Origin of the sequence: Kitasatospora sp. NPDC015120, assembly GCF_043080305.1 — a bacterium.
Classification (GTDB): Bacteria; Actinomycetota; Actinomycetes; order Streptomycetales; family Streptomycetaceae; genus Kitasatospora.
The window spans coordinates 235,215-248,342 of record NZ_JBIBVJ010000005.1; the positions used below are offsets into that span (position 1 = coordinate 235,215).

General features: G+C 73.2%; 10 protein-coding genes and 2 tRNA genes. 11 read left to right on the forward strand and 1 reads right to left on the reverse strand.

Features of this window, described 5'->3' with window-relative positions; all coding sequences use genetic code 11:
- Nucleotides 1-34 precede the first annotated feature (34 nt).
- The 7 genes from ACF1AK_RS15245 to ACF1AK_RS15275 all read left to right on the forward strand — a co-directional run bounded on the left by ACF1AK_RS15245 (nt 35) and on the right by ACF1AK_RS15275 (nt 10,355).
- Nucleotides 35-2,029, forward strand: coding sequence for an APC family permease (locus ACF1AK_RS15245; RefSeq protein WP_391499460.1), 1,995 nt, complete (start codon nt 35-37; stop codon nt 2,027-2,029).
- Between the two features lie 398 nt (nt 2,030-2,427).
- Nucleotides 2,428-2,517 (forward strand): K(+)-transporting ATPase subunit F, encoded by a 90-nt coding sequence (kdpF, locus tag ACF1AK_RS15250; RefSeq protein WP_380249463.1) that lies wholly within the window; start codon nt 2,428-2,430, stop codon nt 2,515-2,517.
- Between the two features lies 1 nt (nt 2,518).
- Nucleotides 2,519-4,180, forward strand: a complete 1,662-nt coding sequence (gene kdpA / locus ACF1AK_RS15255) for a potassium-transporting ATPase subunit KdpA (protein WP_391499265.1) — start codon at nt 2,519-2,521, stop codon at nt 4,178-4,180.
- Entirely contained in the window at nt 4,180-6,318 is a 2,139-nt protein-coding gene (kdpB, locus tag ACF1AK_RS15260; RefSeq protein WP_391499266.1) for a potassium-transporting ATPase subunit KdpB, read from the forward strand. Before kdpA ends, kdpB begins: the two co-directional genes overlap by 1 nt.
- Nucleotides 6,319-6,337: 19 nt before the next feature.
- Nucleotides 6,338-6,961 (forward strand): potassium-transporting ATPase subunit KdpC, encoded by a 624-nt coding sequence (gene kdpC, locus ACF1AK_RS15265; protein WP_391499267.1) that lies wholly within the window; start codon nt 6,338-6,340, stop codon nt 6,959-6,961.
- Between the two features lie 116 nt (nt 6,962-7,077).
- Entirely contained in the window at nt 7,078-9,681 is a 2,604-nt protein-coding gene (locus tag ACF1AK_RS15270) for an ATP-binding protein (RefSeq protein ID WP_391499268.1), read from the forward strand.
- Nucleotides 9,678-10,355 (forward strand): response regulator, encoded by a 678-nt coding sequence (locus ACF1AK_RS15275; RefSeq protein ID WP_391499269.1) that lies wholly within the window; start codon nt 9,678-9,680, stop codon nt 10,353-10,355. The genes ACF1AK_RS15270 and ACF1AK_RS15275 overlap by 4 nt, the downstream gene beginning before the upstream one ends.
- A gap of 216 nt (nt 10,356-10,571) precedes the next feature.
- Here ACF1AK_RS15275 and ACF1AK_RS15280 read toward each other — a convergent pair whose 3' ends face one another.
- Nucleotides 10,572-11,867, reverse strand: coding sequence for a hydrolase (locus ACF1AK_RS15280; protein ID WP_391499270.1), 1,296 nt, complete (start codon nt 11,865-11,867; stop codon nt 10,572-10,574).
- A 238-nt stretch (nt 11,868-12,105) separates the two neighbouring features.
- Here ACF1AK_RS15280 and ACF1AK_RS15285 point away from each other — a divergent pair.
- The 4 genes from ACF1AK_RS15285 to ACF1AK_RS15300 all read left to right on the forward strand — a co-directional run bounded on the left by ACF1AK_RS15285 (nt 12,106) and on the right by ACF1AK_RS15300 (nt 13,125).
- Nucleotides 12,106-12,178: transfer RNA gene (locus ACF1AK_RS15285), tRNA-Thr, on the forward strand.
- Between the two features lie 43 nt (nt 12,179-12,221).
- Nucleotides 12,222-12,294: transfer RNA gene (locus ACF1AK_RS15290), tRNA-Met, on the forward strand.
- Nucleotides 12,295-12,378: 84 nt separating this feature from the next.
- On the forward strand, nt 12,379-12,543 hold the full coding sequence (gene rpmG, locus ACF1AK_RS15295; protein WP_006604855.1) for a 50S ribosomal protein L33: 165 nt from the start codon (nt 12,379-12,381) through the stop codon (nt 12,541-12,543).
- A gap of 120 nt (nt 12,544-12,663) precedes the next feature.
- A complete protein-coding gene (locus ACF1AK_RS15300; protein WP_391499271.1) occupies nt 12,664-13,125 on the forward strand; it encodes a MaoC family dehydratase N-terminal domain-containing protein in 462 nt (153 codons plus the stop codon).
- Nucleotides 13,126-13,128 lie beyond the last annotated feature (3 nt).

A 13,128-nucleotide genomic window follows, 5' to 3' on the forward strand; every position in this document is an offset into this window, starting at 1 on the left:
CCAGGCGCTCAAGCGCCTCGTGATCGGCAGGGCCATGCGCAGCGAGGAGCTCGGCGAGACCCTGCTCCCCAAGCGCCTGGCCCTGCCGATCTTCGCCTCCGACCCGCTCTCCTCGGTCGCCTACGCGACCCAGGAGATCCTGCTGGTGCTCACCGTCGGCGGCACCGCCTTCCTCTACCTCACCCCGTGGGTCGCGGCCGGCGTGGTCGCGCTGATGGCGGTCGTGGTGATGTCCTACCGCCAGGTCGTGCACGCCTACCCGAGCGGCGGCGGTTCCTACGAGGTGGTCTCCCGCAACCTGGGCGCCAACTCGGGCCTGGTGGTGGCCGCCTCGCTGCTGGTCGACTACGTGATGACGGTCGCCGTCTCGGTGGCCTCCGGGGTGGACAACATCATCTCGGCGCTGCCCTCGCTGGCGGACCACCGGGTGGAGCTCGCGCTCGGCTTCGTGCTGCTGCTGATGGCGATGAACCTGCGCGGCGTCCGCGAGTCCGGCAAGGCCTTCGCCGCGCCGACCTACCTGTTCATCGGCGCCATGCTGCTGATGGTGGTCACCGGCCTGGTCCGGGTGGCGTTCGGCGACGCGCCGGTGGCCTCCAGCGCCGCGTACGGGATCGTGCCGGAGGACGGCAAGGACACCCTGGCCGGGCTGGGGCTGCTGATGCTGGGGCTGCGGGCGTTCGCCTCCGGCTGCACGGCGCTGACCGGGGTGGAGGCGATCTCCAACGGCGTACCGGCCTTCCGGGCGCCGAAGTCGCGCAACGCCGCCGCCACCATGGCCGTGATGGGCACCACGGCCGTGGTCATGTTCGTCGGCATCACCTCCCTGGCGCTGATCGCCGACGTCCACATCGCCGACGACACCTGCCACCTCAGCGGCTTCCCCGGGAACTGCGCGAACGCGCCGCAGCAGACCGTGATCGCCCAGCTGGCGGCGGCGATCTTCGGCGGTGACCACAGCGTCCTGTTCTACGCCGTCCAGACGGTCACCGCGCTGGTGCTGATCCTGGCCGCCAACACGGCGTTCAACGGCTTCCCGCTGCTCGCCTCGATCCTGGCCGAGCACCGCTACCTGCCCCGGCAGATGCACACCCGCGGCGACCGGCTGGCCTTCTCCAACGGCATCATCGCGCTCGCGGTGGTGGCCGGCGGGCTGCTCTGGCTGTACGACGCGGACGTCACCAGCCTGATCCACCTCTACATCCTCGGCGTCTTCACCTCCTTCACGCTGTCGCAGATCGGCATGGTGCGGCACTGGAACCGGGCCCTGGCCACCGAGACCGACCCGGCGGTGCGCGGCGCGGCCCTCCGCTCCCGGGCGATCAACTCCTTCGGCGCCGTCACCACGGCGCTGGTGCTGGTGATCGTGCTGCTGACCAAGTTCACCCAGGGCGCCTGGCTGGCCGTGGTCGCGGCGGTGGTGCTCTGGCTGATGATGCGCGGCATCCGCCGGCACTACGACGGCGTCGCCGAGGAACTGGCGGTGGACGACGTGCGGGCCGAGGCGGTGCGGCCGTCGAAGGTGCACGGCATCGTGCTGGTCTCCCAGGTGCACAAGCCGACCCTGCGGGCGCTCGGCTACGCGCAGGCGTTCGCGCCGGACTCGCTGGAGGCGCTCACCGTCGCGGTGGAGCCGGACGCCACCGGGGAGCTGGAGCGCCGGTGGCGGGAGCTGGACGTCCAGGTGCCGCTGAAGGTGCTGGACTCGCCGTACCGGGAGATCACCAAGCCGGTGGTGCAGTACGTCCGGGACCGGCGGCGGACCAGCCCGCGGGACGCGGTGGCGGTGTTCATCCCCGAGTACGTGGTCGGCCACTGGTGGGAGCACCTGCTGCACAACCAGTCGGCGCTCTGGCTGAAGAGCCGGCTGCTGTTCACGGCGGGGGTGATGGTGATCAGCGTGCCGTGGCAGCTGACCTCCGCGGGCCGGGCGAACCGGCCCTCGCGGCGCGCCCCCGGCGCGGTCCGGCGCGGCGAGCCCTCGGCCCGGTCGGAGCAGACGAGGGCCAAGGCCCCCGAGCGCGCGTAGCGCATCCGCGCACCGCAACGAGGCCCCGGACGGCACCCGCCGCCGGGGCCTCGGCGCACCCGCCGACCGGGCGTCGCCGCGCCCGCGCCCCGGGGCCTCCGCGCACCCGCCGACCGGGCCTCCGCGCGCCCGGTCACGGCCCGGACAACGCCCCGTATGGAGCCCGTCAACAATCGAACGGACGCCGTATGGAGGGCGTCAAGGGAGCCCTTGACGCTCCGTGAGGGAGGTTGGCTGGCCTTGCCGGCCCGCCGCCGGCGCCGCACCCCCGCCCCGTCGCGGGCGGCGCGGCCACCTCCGAGCCACCGTGGTGGAGCCATGTCCGATCTCATCTACGTCGCCGTCACGCTCGCCGTGTTCGGCGTCATCGCCCTGATCGCGCGGGGGGTGGAGAAGCTGTGAGTGCGGAGAACATCGCAGGTCTCATCGTGGCCGTCGCCCTCGTCGGCTATCTCGTCCTCGCGCTGATCCACCCGGAGAAGTTCTGACATGGGCTCGACTCTCGCGGGCTGGCTGCAGGTCCTCGCCCTGGTGGGCGCCCTGGCCCTGTGCTACCGCCCCCTGGGCGACTACATCGCCCGCATCCTCACCACCTCCCGGCACCTCAGAGCCGAGAAGGCGCTCTACCGGGTGATCGGCGTGGACGCCGACGCCGACCAGCGCTGGCCGGTCTACCTGCGCTCGGTGCTGGCCTTCTCGGCGGTCTCCGTCCTCTTCCTCTACGGCCTGATCCGCCTCCAGCAGTGGCTGCCGCTGAACCTCGGCGTGCCGCAGATGGAGGGCCACCAGGCCTGGAACACCGCGATCTCCTTCGTCGCCAACACCAACTGGCAGTCCTACAGCGGCGAGGCCGCGATGGGACACCTGGCCCAGATGGCCGGCCTCGCGGTGCAGAACTTCGTCTCCGCCGCCGTCGGCATCGCCGTCGTGGCGACCCTGATCCGCGGCTTCACGCGCAACCGCACCGACCGGGTCGGCAACTTCTGGGTGGACCTCACCCGGATCAGCGTGCGGCTGCTGCTGCCGGTCGCGGTCGTCTTCGCCCTGGTCCTGGTGGCGAGCGGCGTGGTGCAGAACTTCCACGGCTTCCACGAGGTGGCCACGCTGGCGGGCGACCCGCAGGCGGTCCCCGGCGGGCCGGTGGCCTCCCAGGAGGTCATCAAGCTGCTGGGCACCAACGGCGGCGGCTTCTACAACGCCAACTCGGCGCACCCGTTCGAGAACCCGAGCGGCTTCTCCAACCTGGTCGAGGTCTTCCTGATCCTGCTGATCCCGTTCGCGTTGCCGCGCGCCTTCGGCCGGATGGCCGGAGACCACCGGCAGGGCTACGCGATCGTCTCCGTGATGGCGCTGTTCTGGATCGCCTCGACGGCGCTGATCACCCTCGCCGAGTCGCAGCACGCGGGCAGCGCCCTGCAGGCGGCCGGCGGCGCGCTGGAGGGCAAGGAGCAGCGGTTCGGCATCGCGGCCAGCTCGCTGTTCGCGGCGTCGACGACGCTGACGTCGACCGGAGCGGTGAACTCCTTCCACGACTCGTACACGCCGTTCGGCGGCGGGCTGACGATGTTCAACATGATGCTGGGCGAGATCGCGCCCGGCGGGGTGGGCTCGGGCCTGTACGGGATGCTGGTGCTGGCCGTCGTCGCGGTCTTCGTGGCCGGTCTGATGGTCGGACGCACCCCGGAGTACCTGGGCAAGAAGCTCGGCGGCCGGGAGATGAAGTTCGCCTCCCTCTACATCCTGACCACGCCGACGATCGTGCTGGTCGGCACGGGTGTGGCGATGGCCCTGCCGGGCGAGCGGGCCGGGATGCTCAACACCGGTGCGCACGGCTTCTCCGAGGTGCTGTACGCGTTCACCTCGGGCGCCAACAACAACGGCTCGGCGTTCGGCGGCATCACCGTCAACACCGACTGGTACGACACCGCGATCGGCCTGGCCATGGTGTTCGGCCGCTTCGTGCCGATGGTCTTCGTCCTCGCCCTGGCCGGCGCGCTCGCCCAGCAGCAGCCGGTCCCCGCCACCCCGGGCACCCTGCCCACCCACAAGCCGCTGTTCGTGGGCCTGCTGTCGGGCGTCGTCCTGATCGTCGTCGGCCTCACCTACTTCCCGGCCCTGGCCCTCGGGCCGATCGCGGAAGGTCTCTCCTGATGTCGTCCACCCTGACCGAAGAGTCCGAGCGGGCCGGTGCGCCGGCCCCGCAGCCGGAGCCGGCGTCCGCCGGGGCGCCGCACCGCGCGGCCGGTGGCCTGCTGGACCCGAAGCTGCTCCTGGCCTCCCTGCCGGACGCGGTGAAGAAGCTTGACCCCCGGGTGATGGTCAAGAACCCGGTGATGTTCGTGGTCGAGGTCGGCTCCGTCGTCACCACCGTCGCGGCGGTGGCCGACCCGAGCGTGTTCGCCTGGGCGATCACGGTGTGGCTCTGGCTGACCACGGTCTTCGCCAACCTGGCCGAGGCCGTCGCGGAGGGCCGCGGCAAGGCGCAGGCCGACACCCTGCGGCGCACCAAGAGCGACACCACGGCGCGCCGCCTCACCGACTGGCCGGCCTCGCAGGCCGAGGAGGAGGTGCCCGGCACCGCGCTGCGGCTGGGCGACCACGTGGTGGTCGAGGCCGGCCAGACCATCCCCGGTGACGGCGACGTCGTCGAGGGCGTGGCCTCGGTCGACGAGTCGGCGATCACCGGCGAGTCCGCGCCGGTGATCCGCGAGTCGGGCGGCGACCGCTCGGCGGTCACCGGAGGCACCAAGGTGCTGTCCGACCGGATCGTGGTGAAGATCTCCTCCGAGCCCGGCAAGACCTTCATCGACCGGATGATCGCGCTCGTCGAGGGCGCCGCCCGGCAGAAGACGCCCAACGAGATCGCGCTCAACATCCTGCTGGCCTCGCTGACCATCGTCTTCCTGGTCGCGGTCGTCACCCTGCAGCCGATGGCGGGCTACGCGGGCGCCCCGCAGTCGATGATCGTGCTGGTCGCGCTGATCGTGGCGCTGATCCCGACCACGATCGGCGCGCTGCTCTCGGCGATCGGCATCGCCGGCATGGACCGGCTGGTCCAGCGCAACGTGCTGGCGATGTCCGGCCGCGCCGTCGAGGCCGCCGGCGACGTCACCACCCTGCTGCTCGACAAGACCGGCACCATCACCCTCGGCAACCGCCAGGCCGCCGAGTTCCGGCCGGCCCGGGGCGTGCGCACCGAGGAACTCGCCGACGCCGCCCAGCTCTCCTCCCTCGCGGACGAGACGCCGGAGGGCCGCTCGATCGTGGTCCTCGCCAAGACGGCCTACGGCCTGCGGGCCCGCGCCCAGGGCGAGCTGGCCCACGCCACCTGGGTGCCGTTCACGGCGCAGACCCGGATGTCCGGGGTGGACCTCGACGAGCCGGAAGGGCTCCAGCAGGTCCGCAAGGGCGCGGCCGCGGCCGTCTCCGCCTGGGTCGAGGGCAACGGCGGCACCGTCACCGAGGAGGTCTCCGCCCTGGTCGACGGCATCTCCGCGGCCGGCGGCACCCCGCTGGTCGTCGCGGTCAGGAACGGTGACGCGCCCGCCCGGGTGCTGGGCGTCATCCACCTCAAGGACGTGGTCAAGGAGGGCATGCGGGAGCGGTTCGACGAGCTGCGCCGGATGGGCATCAGGACCGTCATGATCACCGGTGACAACCCGCTGACCGCCCGGGCGATCGCGGAGGAGGCCGGCGTCGACGACTTCCTCGCCGAGGCCACCCCCGAGGACAAGATGGCCCTGATCAAGAAGGAGCAGGCCGGCGGCAAGCTGGTCGCGATGACGGGCGACGGCACCAACGACGCCCCCGCCCTCGCCCAGGCCGACGTCGGGGTCGCGATGAACACCGGCACCATGGCGGCCAAGGAGGCCGGCAACATGGTCGACCTGGACTCCAACCCCACCAAGCTGATCGAGATCGTCGAGATCGGCAAGCAGCTCCTCATCACCCGCGGCGCGCTGACCACCTTCTCCATCGCCAACGACGTCGCGAAGTACTTCGCGATCATCCCGGCGATGTTCGCCGCCGTGTACCCGGGCCTGGACAAGCTCAACATCATGCACCTGCACAGCCCGCAGTCCGCGATCACCTCGGCGATCGTCTTCAACGCGCTGGTCATCGTCGGCCTCATCCCGCTGGCCCTGCGCGGCGTGCGCTACCGCCCCTCCGACGCCGGCTCCCTGCTGCGCCGCAACATCGGCCTCTACGGCTTCGGCGGCCTCGTCGTCCCGTTCGCCGGCATCAAACTCATCGACCTGGTCGTCCAGTTCATCCCCGGCCTCAACTAGCACGAGAGGAGAGCGTTCCATGTCCAAGCCCCTGCCCACCGCCGTGCGCACCTGCCTCACCGCGCTGCGCGCCCTGCTGGTCCTGACGGTGCTCCTCGGCATCGCCTACCCGCTGCTGGTCACCGGCATCTCCCAACTGGCCTTCGCCGACAAGGCCAACGGCTCGATCGTGAAGGTCGACGGCAAGGAGGCCGGCTCCAGCCTGCTGGGCCAGACCTTCAACCTGCCCAAGCAGAACCCGGACGACCCGGACGAGGCCCCCCGGCCGGACCCGAAGTGGTTCCAGCCGCGGCCCGGCGCCTACGACCCGACGGCCTCCGGCGCCTCCAACCTGGGCCCCGCCAGCGAGGACCTCACCACGACCGTCGAGGAACGCCGCCAGGCCGTCGCCGCGTTCGACGGCGTCGACCCGGCGAGCGTCCCGGCCGACGCCCTCACCGCCTCCGGCTCCGGCCTCGACCCGCACATCTCCACCGCCTACGCCGAGCAGCAGGCCGAGCGGGTCGCCAAGGCCCGCGACCTGCCGGTGGACACCGTCCGCGAGCTGGTCGGGAAGTACACCGACGGCCGCGCCCTGGGCTTCCTCGGCCAGCCGGGCGTCAACGTCCTCCTGCTCAACAAGGCACTGGCGGAGCGGAAGTGACACCAGCTCGGCCGAGCACCTGAGACGGGCCGGTCCGGACCGGGGCGAGCGCCCCGTGCCCGGACCGGCCCGCCGTCCGTGTCCCCCTCCCGACGCAGAACGGAAGAGCAGCGCCCATGGCCCGCGACCTCACCCCCGGCACCGGCCACCGACGCGGCCGGCTGCGGGTGTACCTCGGCTCCGCCCCCGGTGTCGGCAAGACCTACCGGATGCTGGACGAGGCCCGGCGCAGACGGGACCGCGGCGCGGACCTCGTCGTCGGCTGGATCGAGTGCCACGGCCGCCGGCACACCGAGGCCATGCTCGACGGCCTGGAGGTCCTGCCGCGCGCCCACCGCTCCTACCGGGACACCGACTTCGAGGAGATGGACCTCGACGCCGTGCTGGCCCGCCGGCCCGCCGTCGTCCTGGTCGACGAACTCGCCCACACCAACATCCCCGGCGGACGCCACGCCAAGCGCTGGCAGGACGTCGAGGAACTGCTGGACGCCGGGATCGACGTCATCACCACCGTCAACGTCCAGCACCTGGAATCCCTGAACGACGTGGTCCGCAAGATCACCGGGATCCCGCAGCGCGAGACCGTCCCGGACGAGGTGGTCCGCCGGGCCGACCAGATCGAACTCGTCGACATGGCCCCCCAGGCGCTGCGCCGCCGGATGGCCCACGGCAACGTCTACCGGGCGGAGAAGGTGGACGCCGCGCTCTCCCACTACTTCCGGGTCGGCAACCTCGCCGCCCTGCGCGAACTCGCCCTGCTCTGGGTGGCCGGGCGGGTCGACGAGGGCCTGCGCGACTACCGGGCCAGCCACGACATCGACCGGGTCTGGGAGACCCGCGAGCGGATCGTGGTCGCCCTCACCGGCGGCCCCGAGGGCGAAACGCTGATCCGCCGCGCCGCCCGCATCTCGGACCGCACCGCGGGCGGCGACCTGCTCGCCGTCCACGTCACCCGCAGCGACGGCCTGGCCGGAGCCTCCTCCGGCGCGCTCGCCCAGCAGCGGCAGCTGGTGGAGTCCCTCGGCGGCAGCTACCACGTGGTCGTCGGCGACGACATCCCCACCGCGCTGCTCGCCTTCGCCCGCGCCCACGACGCCACCCAGCTCGTCCTCGGCACCAGCCGGCGCGGGCGCACCGCCCGCTTCCTCACCGGCCCGGGCATCGGCGAGACCACCGTGGACGCCTCCGAGGACATCGACGTCCACATGGTCACCCACGCGTTCACCGGCCGCGGCCGGCTGCCCGCCCTCGGCCGCCGCCACTCCCGGCGGCGGACCGTCGCCGGCTTCCTCGCCGGCCTGGTGGTGCCCTGGCTGCTGACCGCGCTGCTCTCGCAGTCCCACGGGACCGTCAACCTCACCACCGACGCGCTGATCTTCCAGCTCGGCGTGGTGGCGGTGGCCCTGCTCGGCGGCGCCACCTCCGCGCTGGTGGCCTCGCTGGTCGCCTCGGTGCTGCTCAACTACTTCTTCATCCCGCCCGTCCACGACTTCACCATCGGCGAGACCAACAACATCATCGCCCTGGTGGTCTTCGCCGCCGTCGCGCTGACCGTCTCCACCGTGGTCGACCACGCCGCCCGGCTCACCGCCCGGGCCGCCCGGGCCACCGCCGAGGCCGAGACCCTCTCCACCCTGGCCGGCAGCGTGCTGCGCGGCGCCGACGCGCTGCCCGCCCTGCTGGAGAAGTCCCGCACCGCCTTCGGCATGCGGACCGTCGCCCTGCTGGAGCGCTCCGGCGGAGAGGTGCTGGCCTCCTGCGCCACCCCCGACGGCGCCACCCCCGACGGCGCCACCCCCGACGGCGAGGGGGACGAGGACGGCCGGCGGACCGGACCCGGGCAGGCCGTGGCCACCACCGAGGTCCCGGTCGGCGCCGACGCCGTCCTCGTCCTGACCGGCCGCCGGCTGCCCGCCGCCGACCAGCGCGTCCTCACCGCCTTCGCCGCGCACGTCGCCGCCGCCCTGGAACGCGACCGGCTCGCCGTGGTCGCCGCCGAGGTCGAACCGATCAAGGCCGCCGACCGGATGCGCACCGCCCTGCTCGCCGCCGTCAGCCACGACCTGCGCACCCCGCTCGCCGCCGCCCTCGCCTCGGTCGGCTCGCTGCGCAGCCCCGACGTCGAGTTCTCGCCCGAGGACCGCGCCGAACTGCTCGCCACCGCCGACGAGTCGCTCGTCCGACTCACCCGGCTGGTGGACAACCTGCTCGACATGAGCCGCCTCCAGGCCGGCGCCCTCACCCTCCACCTCGCCGAGACCCACCTCGACGAGATCCTGCCGCGCGCCCTCGACTCGCTCGCCGACCCGTACGCCCCCGTCCAGCCGCTCGACCTGGACAGCGCGCCGCCCGTCCTCGCCGACCCGCCGCTGCTGGAGCGGGTGCTCGCCAATGTGATCACCAACGCGCTGCGGCACAACGCCCCCGGCGCGCCCGTGCTGGTCGCCGCCAGCCACCACGCCCAGCGGGTCGAACTGCGGGTGATCGACCGCGGCCCCGGCATCGCCCCCGAGGACCGCGACCGGGTCTTCCTGCCGTTCCAGCGCCTCGGCGACACCGACAACACCCAGGGCGTCGGCCTCGGCCTCGCCCTCTCCCGCGGCCTGGCCGAGGCGATGGGCGGCAGCCTGGAGGTCGAGGACACCCCCGGCGGCGGCACCACCATGCTGCTCACCCTGCCCGCCGCGCAACCGCTGTCCGAGGGGGAGGCCCCCGCATGAGCGAGATCCTGGTCGTCGACGACGAGCCCGCGCTGCTGCGCACCCTGCGGATCAACCTGGGCGCCCGGCAGTACGCCGTGCGCACCGCCGCCACCGGCGGCGAGGCGCTGGACCGCGCCGCGCGCAGCAGCCCCGACGCCGTCCTGCTCGACCTCGGCCTGCCCGACCTGGACGGCATGGAGGTCCTGCGCGGCCTGCGCCGCCGCAGCGCGGTGCCGATCATCGTGCTGTCCGGCCGCTCCGGCGCCGCCGACAAGGTCGACGCGCTGGACGCGGGGGCCGACGACTACCTCACCAAACCCTTCCTGATGGAGGAACTGCTGGCCCGGCTGCGGGCCGTGCTGCGCCGCCCGCCGTTCGCCGCCGCGGCGGCGCCCGTGCCGGTGATCGGCGACCACACGGTGGACCTCGCCGCCACCACCGTGACCGGTCCCGGCGGGCCGGTGCGGCTCACCCCGACCGAGTGGCGGATCCTCGCCCTGCTGCTGGCCAACCCGGGGCGGCTGGTGCCCGGGCGGCAGATCCTGCGCGAGGTCTGGGGGCCGGCCCAGGAGCGGCGCGGCAACTACCTGCGGGTCTACCTGGCCGGACTGCGCCGCAAGCTGGAACGCGATCCGGCCCGGCCGCGCCATCTGATCACCGAGCCGGGGATCGGCTACCGCTACGAGCCCTGAGGGTCCCGGGCGTCAAGGGGCCGTCAGGAGCGGCCGTCCCGGCGTCAACGGGCCGTCAAGGGCCGCCGGGACCGTCCGTTCGCGGGCGTAGCGTCAGCGGTGAGGGAGCGGCGTCCCGCTCCATGTGGGGGATGCCGGGGCGCCGCTCCGCCGCTCCGCCGCTGCGGCGGCCGGGGGTGGGGGAGGGGCGCGCGGCGCCGATGCCGCGCGCCCCGATCACTCGTCCGGCCCGCGCCCGTCCGTGCCGTCCGACTGCCGGGGGAGCGCCAGGGCCACCGTGTCGGCGAACTCGCGCACCGCGCTGGTCCGGCTGACCACCCGTCCGCTGTGCACCACGAGCCGGCTGTGCCCGCCCGCCAGCGCCCCGGCCAGGCTGTCCCCGCGCACCGCCAGCAGCTCGGCCGGGAAACCGGCGTCCACCCGCACCGGCGGCAGCCCGAGCGCCAGCCGCGCCTGGTTGGACACCGCGTCGTACGCGCCCTCCACGTCCAGCACGCCGCCCGCCGCCAGCAGGTACGCGGCCTCCAGCGGATCGGCCCGTCCGACCGGGTTGGCGCCGTCCCGCAGCGATCCGCTGCCGGCCACCAGCGGTACCCGGGCCTTCACCAGCTCGCGCAGCAGGGCCGCCCGCGGCGCGGGGGACGGGCCGGGCCCCAGCCCCTCCAGCCCCGCGCAGCCGCCGTTCTGCGGCAGGCAGACCACCCGGACCCCGGCGTTGGCCAGCACCGTCGAGGCGCCCGGCGCGAGCGAGCCGCAGGGCCCGAGCACCACCCGGGGCCGCAGCGGCGCGAGCGCGCCGGCCAGCCGGGCCAGCCGGCCCGGGTCGGCGGCGGTGGTGTGCAGGTCCACCGGGCAGTCCGCCTCACGGGCGGCCTCCAGCAGCAGCTGGACGAAGCCCGCCGGGTCCGGGTCCAGTTCGGGGCAGCCGCCGGCCGCGGTGGCGCCGAGCTTGAGCGCCTCCCGCAGCTGGGCCCGGCCGTCCGCCCCGGCCCGGCCGGTGAGCAGCCGGGGCATCGCCACCGCCTGCAGTTCGGCGAGGCCGCGCAGCGCCTGCTGGGCGGTGAGCACCGCCTCCAGCCGGCGCAGCCCGTGCACGTCGCCGATCCGGACGTGGGTGCGCTGGGCGGTCGCGCCGTAGCCGAGCGAGGTCAGCGCGGCCTCGGTGACCCGCCGGGTGAGGTCGGTGGACGTCTCCGGGGGCGGCGCGGGCAGCGCGGCGGAGAAGGCGACGTCGTAGTGCGCGTGGGCCTCGGCCGGCGCCGGCAGCAGCAGGTAGCCGCGCAGGTCGATCCGGGCCCCGGTGGTGACGGTGGGCGCGCCGGGCAGGGCGGGCAGCGGGCCGAGCCCGCCGGCGGTGCCGACGGCCTGGATCCGGTCGCCGCTGATCCGTACGTCCACCACCCGGCCGTCCGCCAGCCTGGCCCCGGTGAGCAGCAGGACGGGTCCGTGCCCGAGCGGGTTGGCGGCCGGGCCGGATCCGGGCTGCGGTCCGTCGGCGGCTGCGCTGTCCATCGCCCGGCTCCTTCTCGCGTCCGGCTCCTGCTGGCGTCAATGAGCGCCGAGCCTACGGGGGGAGGCCCCGGGGTGCCGGGAGGCGGGCAATAGTCGTATCGGATCGGGCCGCGGCCGCGGGGGCCGGTCGAACGCCCTGCCTTCGATCGACCGGCCGTGCGTGCCGCGGACCTGCGGAGTTCCCCGCCGGATACGGATTTCACCTCTGGGCGCGGAACGTGTAATCTCTTCCTCGTTCGCCCCTATAGCTCAGTCGGTAGAGCGTCTCCATGGTAAGGAGAAGGTCTGCGGTTCGATTCCGCATGGGGGCTCTGGTGAGAAGGATCCGGCTTCGGCCGTGTTCCGGATCACTGTGGCGGTGTAGCTCAGTTGGTAGAGCAAGCGGCTCATAATCGCTGTGTCACCGGTTCAAGTCCGGTCACCGCTACCCCGCGTAGTCGGTCGGGAGATCGCACTCCCGGTCGGCTACTCTTGTCTGTGTTCTCATTCATTGTCCAAGGAAGGCACTCCCGTGGCTGCCACCGACGTCCGCCCGAAGATCACGCTGGCCTGCGTGGAGTGCAAGGAGCGGAACTACATCACCAAGAAGAACCGGCGTAACGACCCGGACCGTCTTGAGATGAAGAAGCACTGCCCCCGCTGCAACTCGCACACCGCGCACCGCGAGACCCGCTGACCCTGTCGCAGGGCGCCGGGCCTGTGTGACATCAGGTCTACGACTCCGGGCCGCATCCCTCACTGGGTTGCGGCCCGGAGTTCTTTCGTTTGTCCACCGCGTTTCCGAGGAGCTCCGCCGATGGCACTCGACCCCTCCTTCATCGGGCGGACGTATCCGCCCACCGAACCGTACGAGGTCGGCCGCGAGAAGATCCGCGAGTTCGCCGTCGCCGTGGGTGACGCCAACCCCGCGTACACCGACCCCGAGGCGGCCAAGGCGTTCGGCCACCCGGACGTGATCGCCCCGCCGACCTTCCCGATCGTGCTCAGCATGCGGGCCTCCGCCCAGGTCGTCCAGGACCCGGAGCTCGGCCTCGACTACAGCCGGGTGGTGCACGGCGACCAGAAGTTCGTCTACACCCGCCCGGTGCGGGCCGGTGACCGGCTGACCGTCACCGTCACCGTGGACAACATCAAGTCGCTGGCCGGCAACGACGTGCTCACCGTGCGCGGCGAGATCGCGGACGAGTCCGGCGAGCACGTGGTGACGTCCGTCATGACCCTGGTGGCCCGGGCCGCCGACGAGAAGACGGGGGAGTGAGCC

Bases quoted from the DNA above. Each gene is read 5' to 3' on its own strand.
- kdpA (WP_391499265.1), top strand. From the start codon at position 2,519: ATGGGCTCGACTCTCGCGGGCTGGCTGCAGGTCCTCGCCCTGGTGGGC.
- ACF1AK_RS15275 (WP_391499269.1), top strand. From the start codon at position 9,678: ATGAGCGAGATCCTGGTCGTCGACGACGAGCCCGCGCTGCTGCGCACC.
- ACF1AK_RS15300 (WP_391499271.1), top strand. From the start codon at position 12,664: ATGGCACTCGACCCCTCCTTCATCGGGCGGACGTATCCGCCCACCGAA.
- ACF1AK_RS15280 (WP_391499270.1), bottom strand. From the start codon at position 11,867: ATGGACAGCGCAGCCGCCGACGGACCGCAGCCCGGATCCGGCCCGGCC.
- ACF1AK_RS15270 (WP_391499268.1), top strand. From the start codon at position 7,078: ATGGCCCGCGACCTCACCCCCGGCACCGGCCACCGACGCGGCCGGCTG.
- kdpB (WP_391499266.1), top strand. From the start codon at position 4,180: ATGTCGTCCACCCTGACCGAAGAGTCCGAGCGGGCCGGTGCGCCGGCC.
- ACF1AK_RS15245 (WP_391499460.1), top strand. From the start codon at position 35: ATGCGCAGCGAGGAGCTCGGCGAGACCCTGCTCCCCAAGCGCCTGGCC.
- kdpC (WP_391499267.1), top strand. From the start codon at position 6,338: ATGTCCAAGCCCCTGCCCACCGCCGTGCGCACCTGCCTCACCGCGCTG.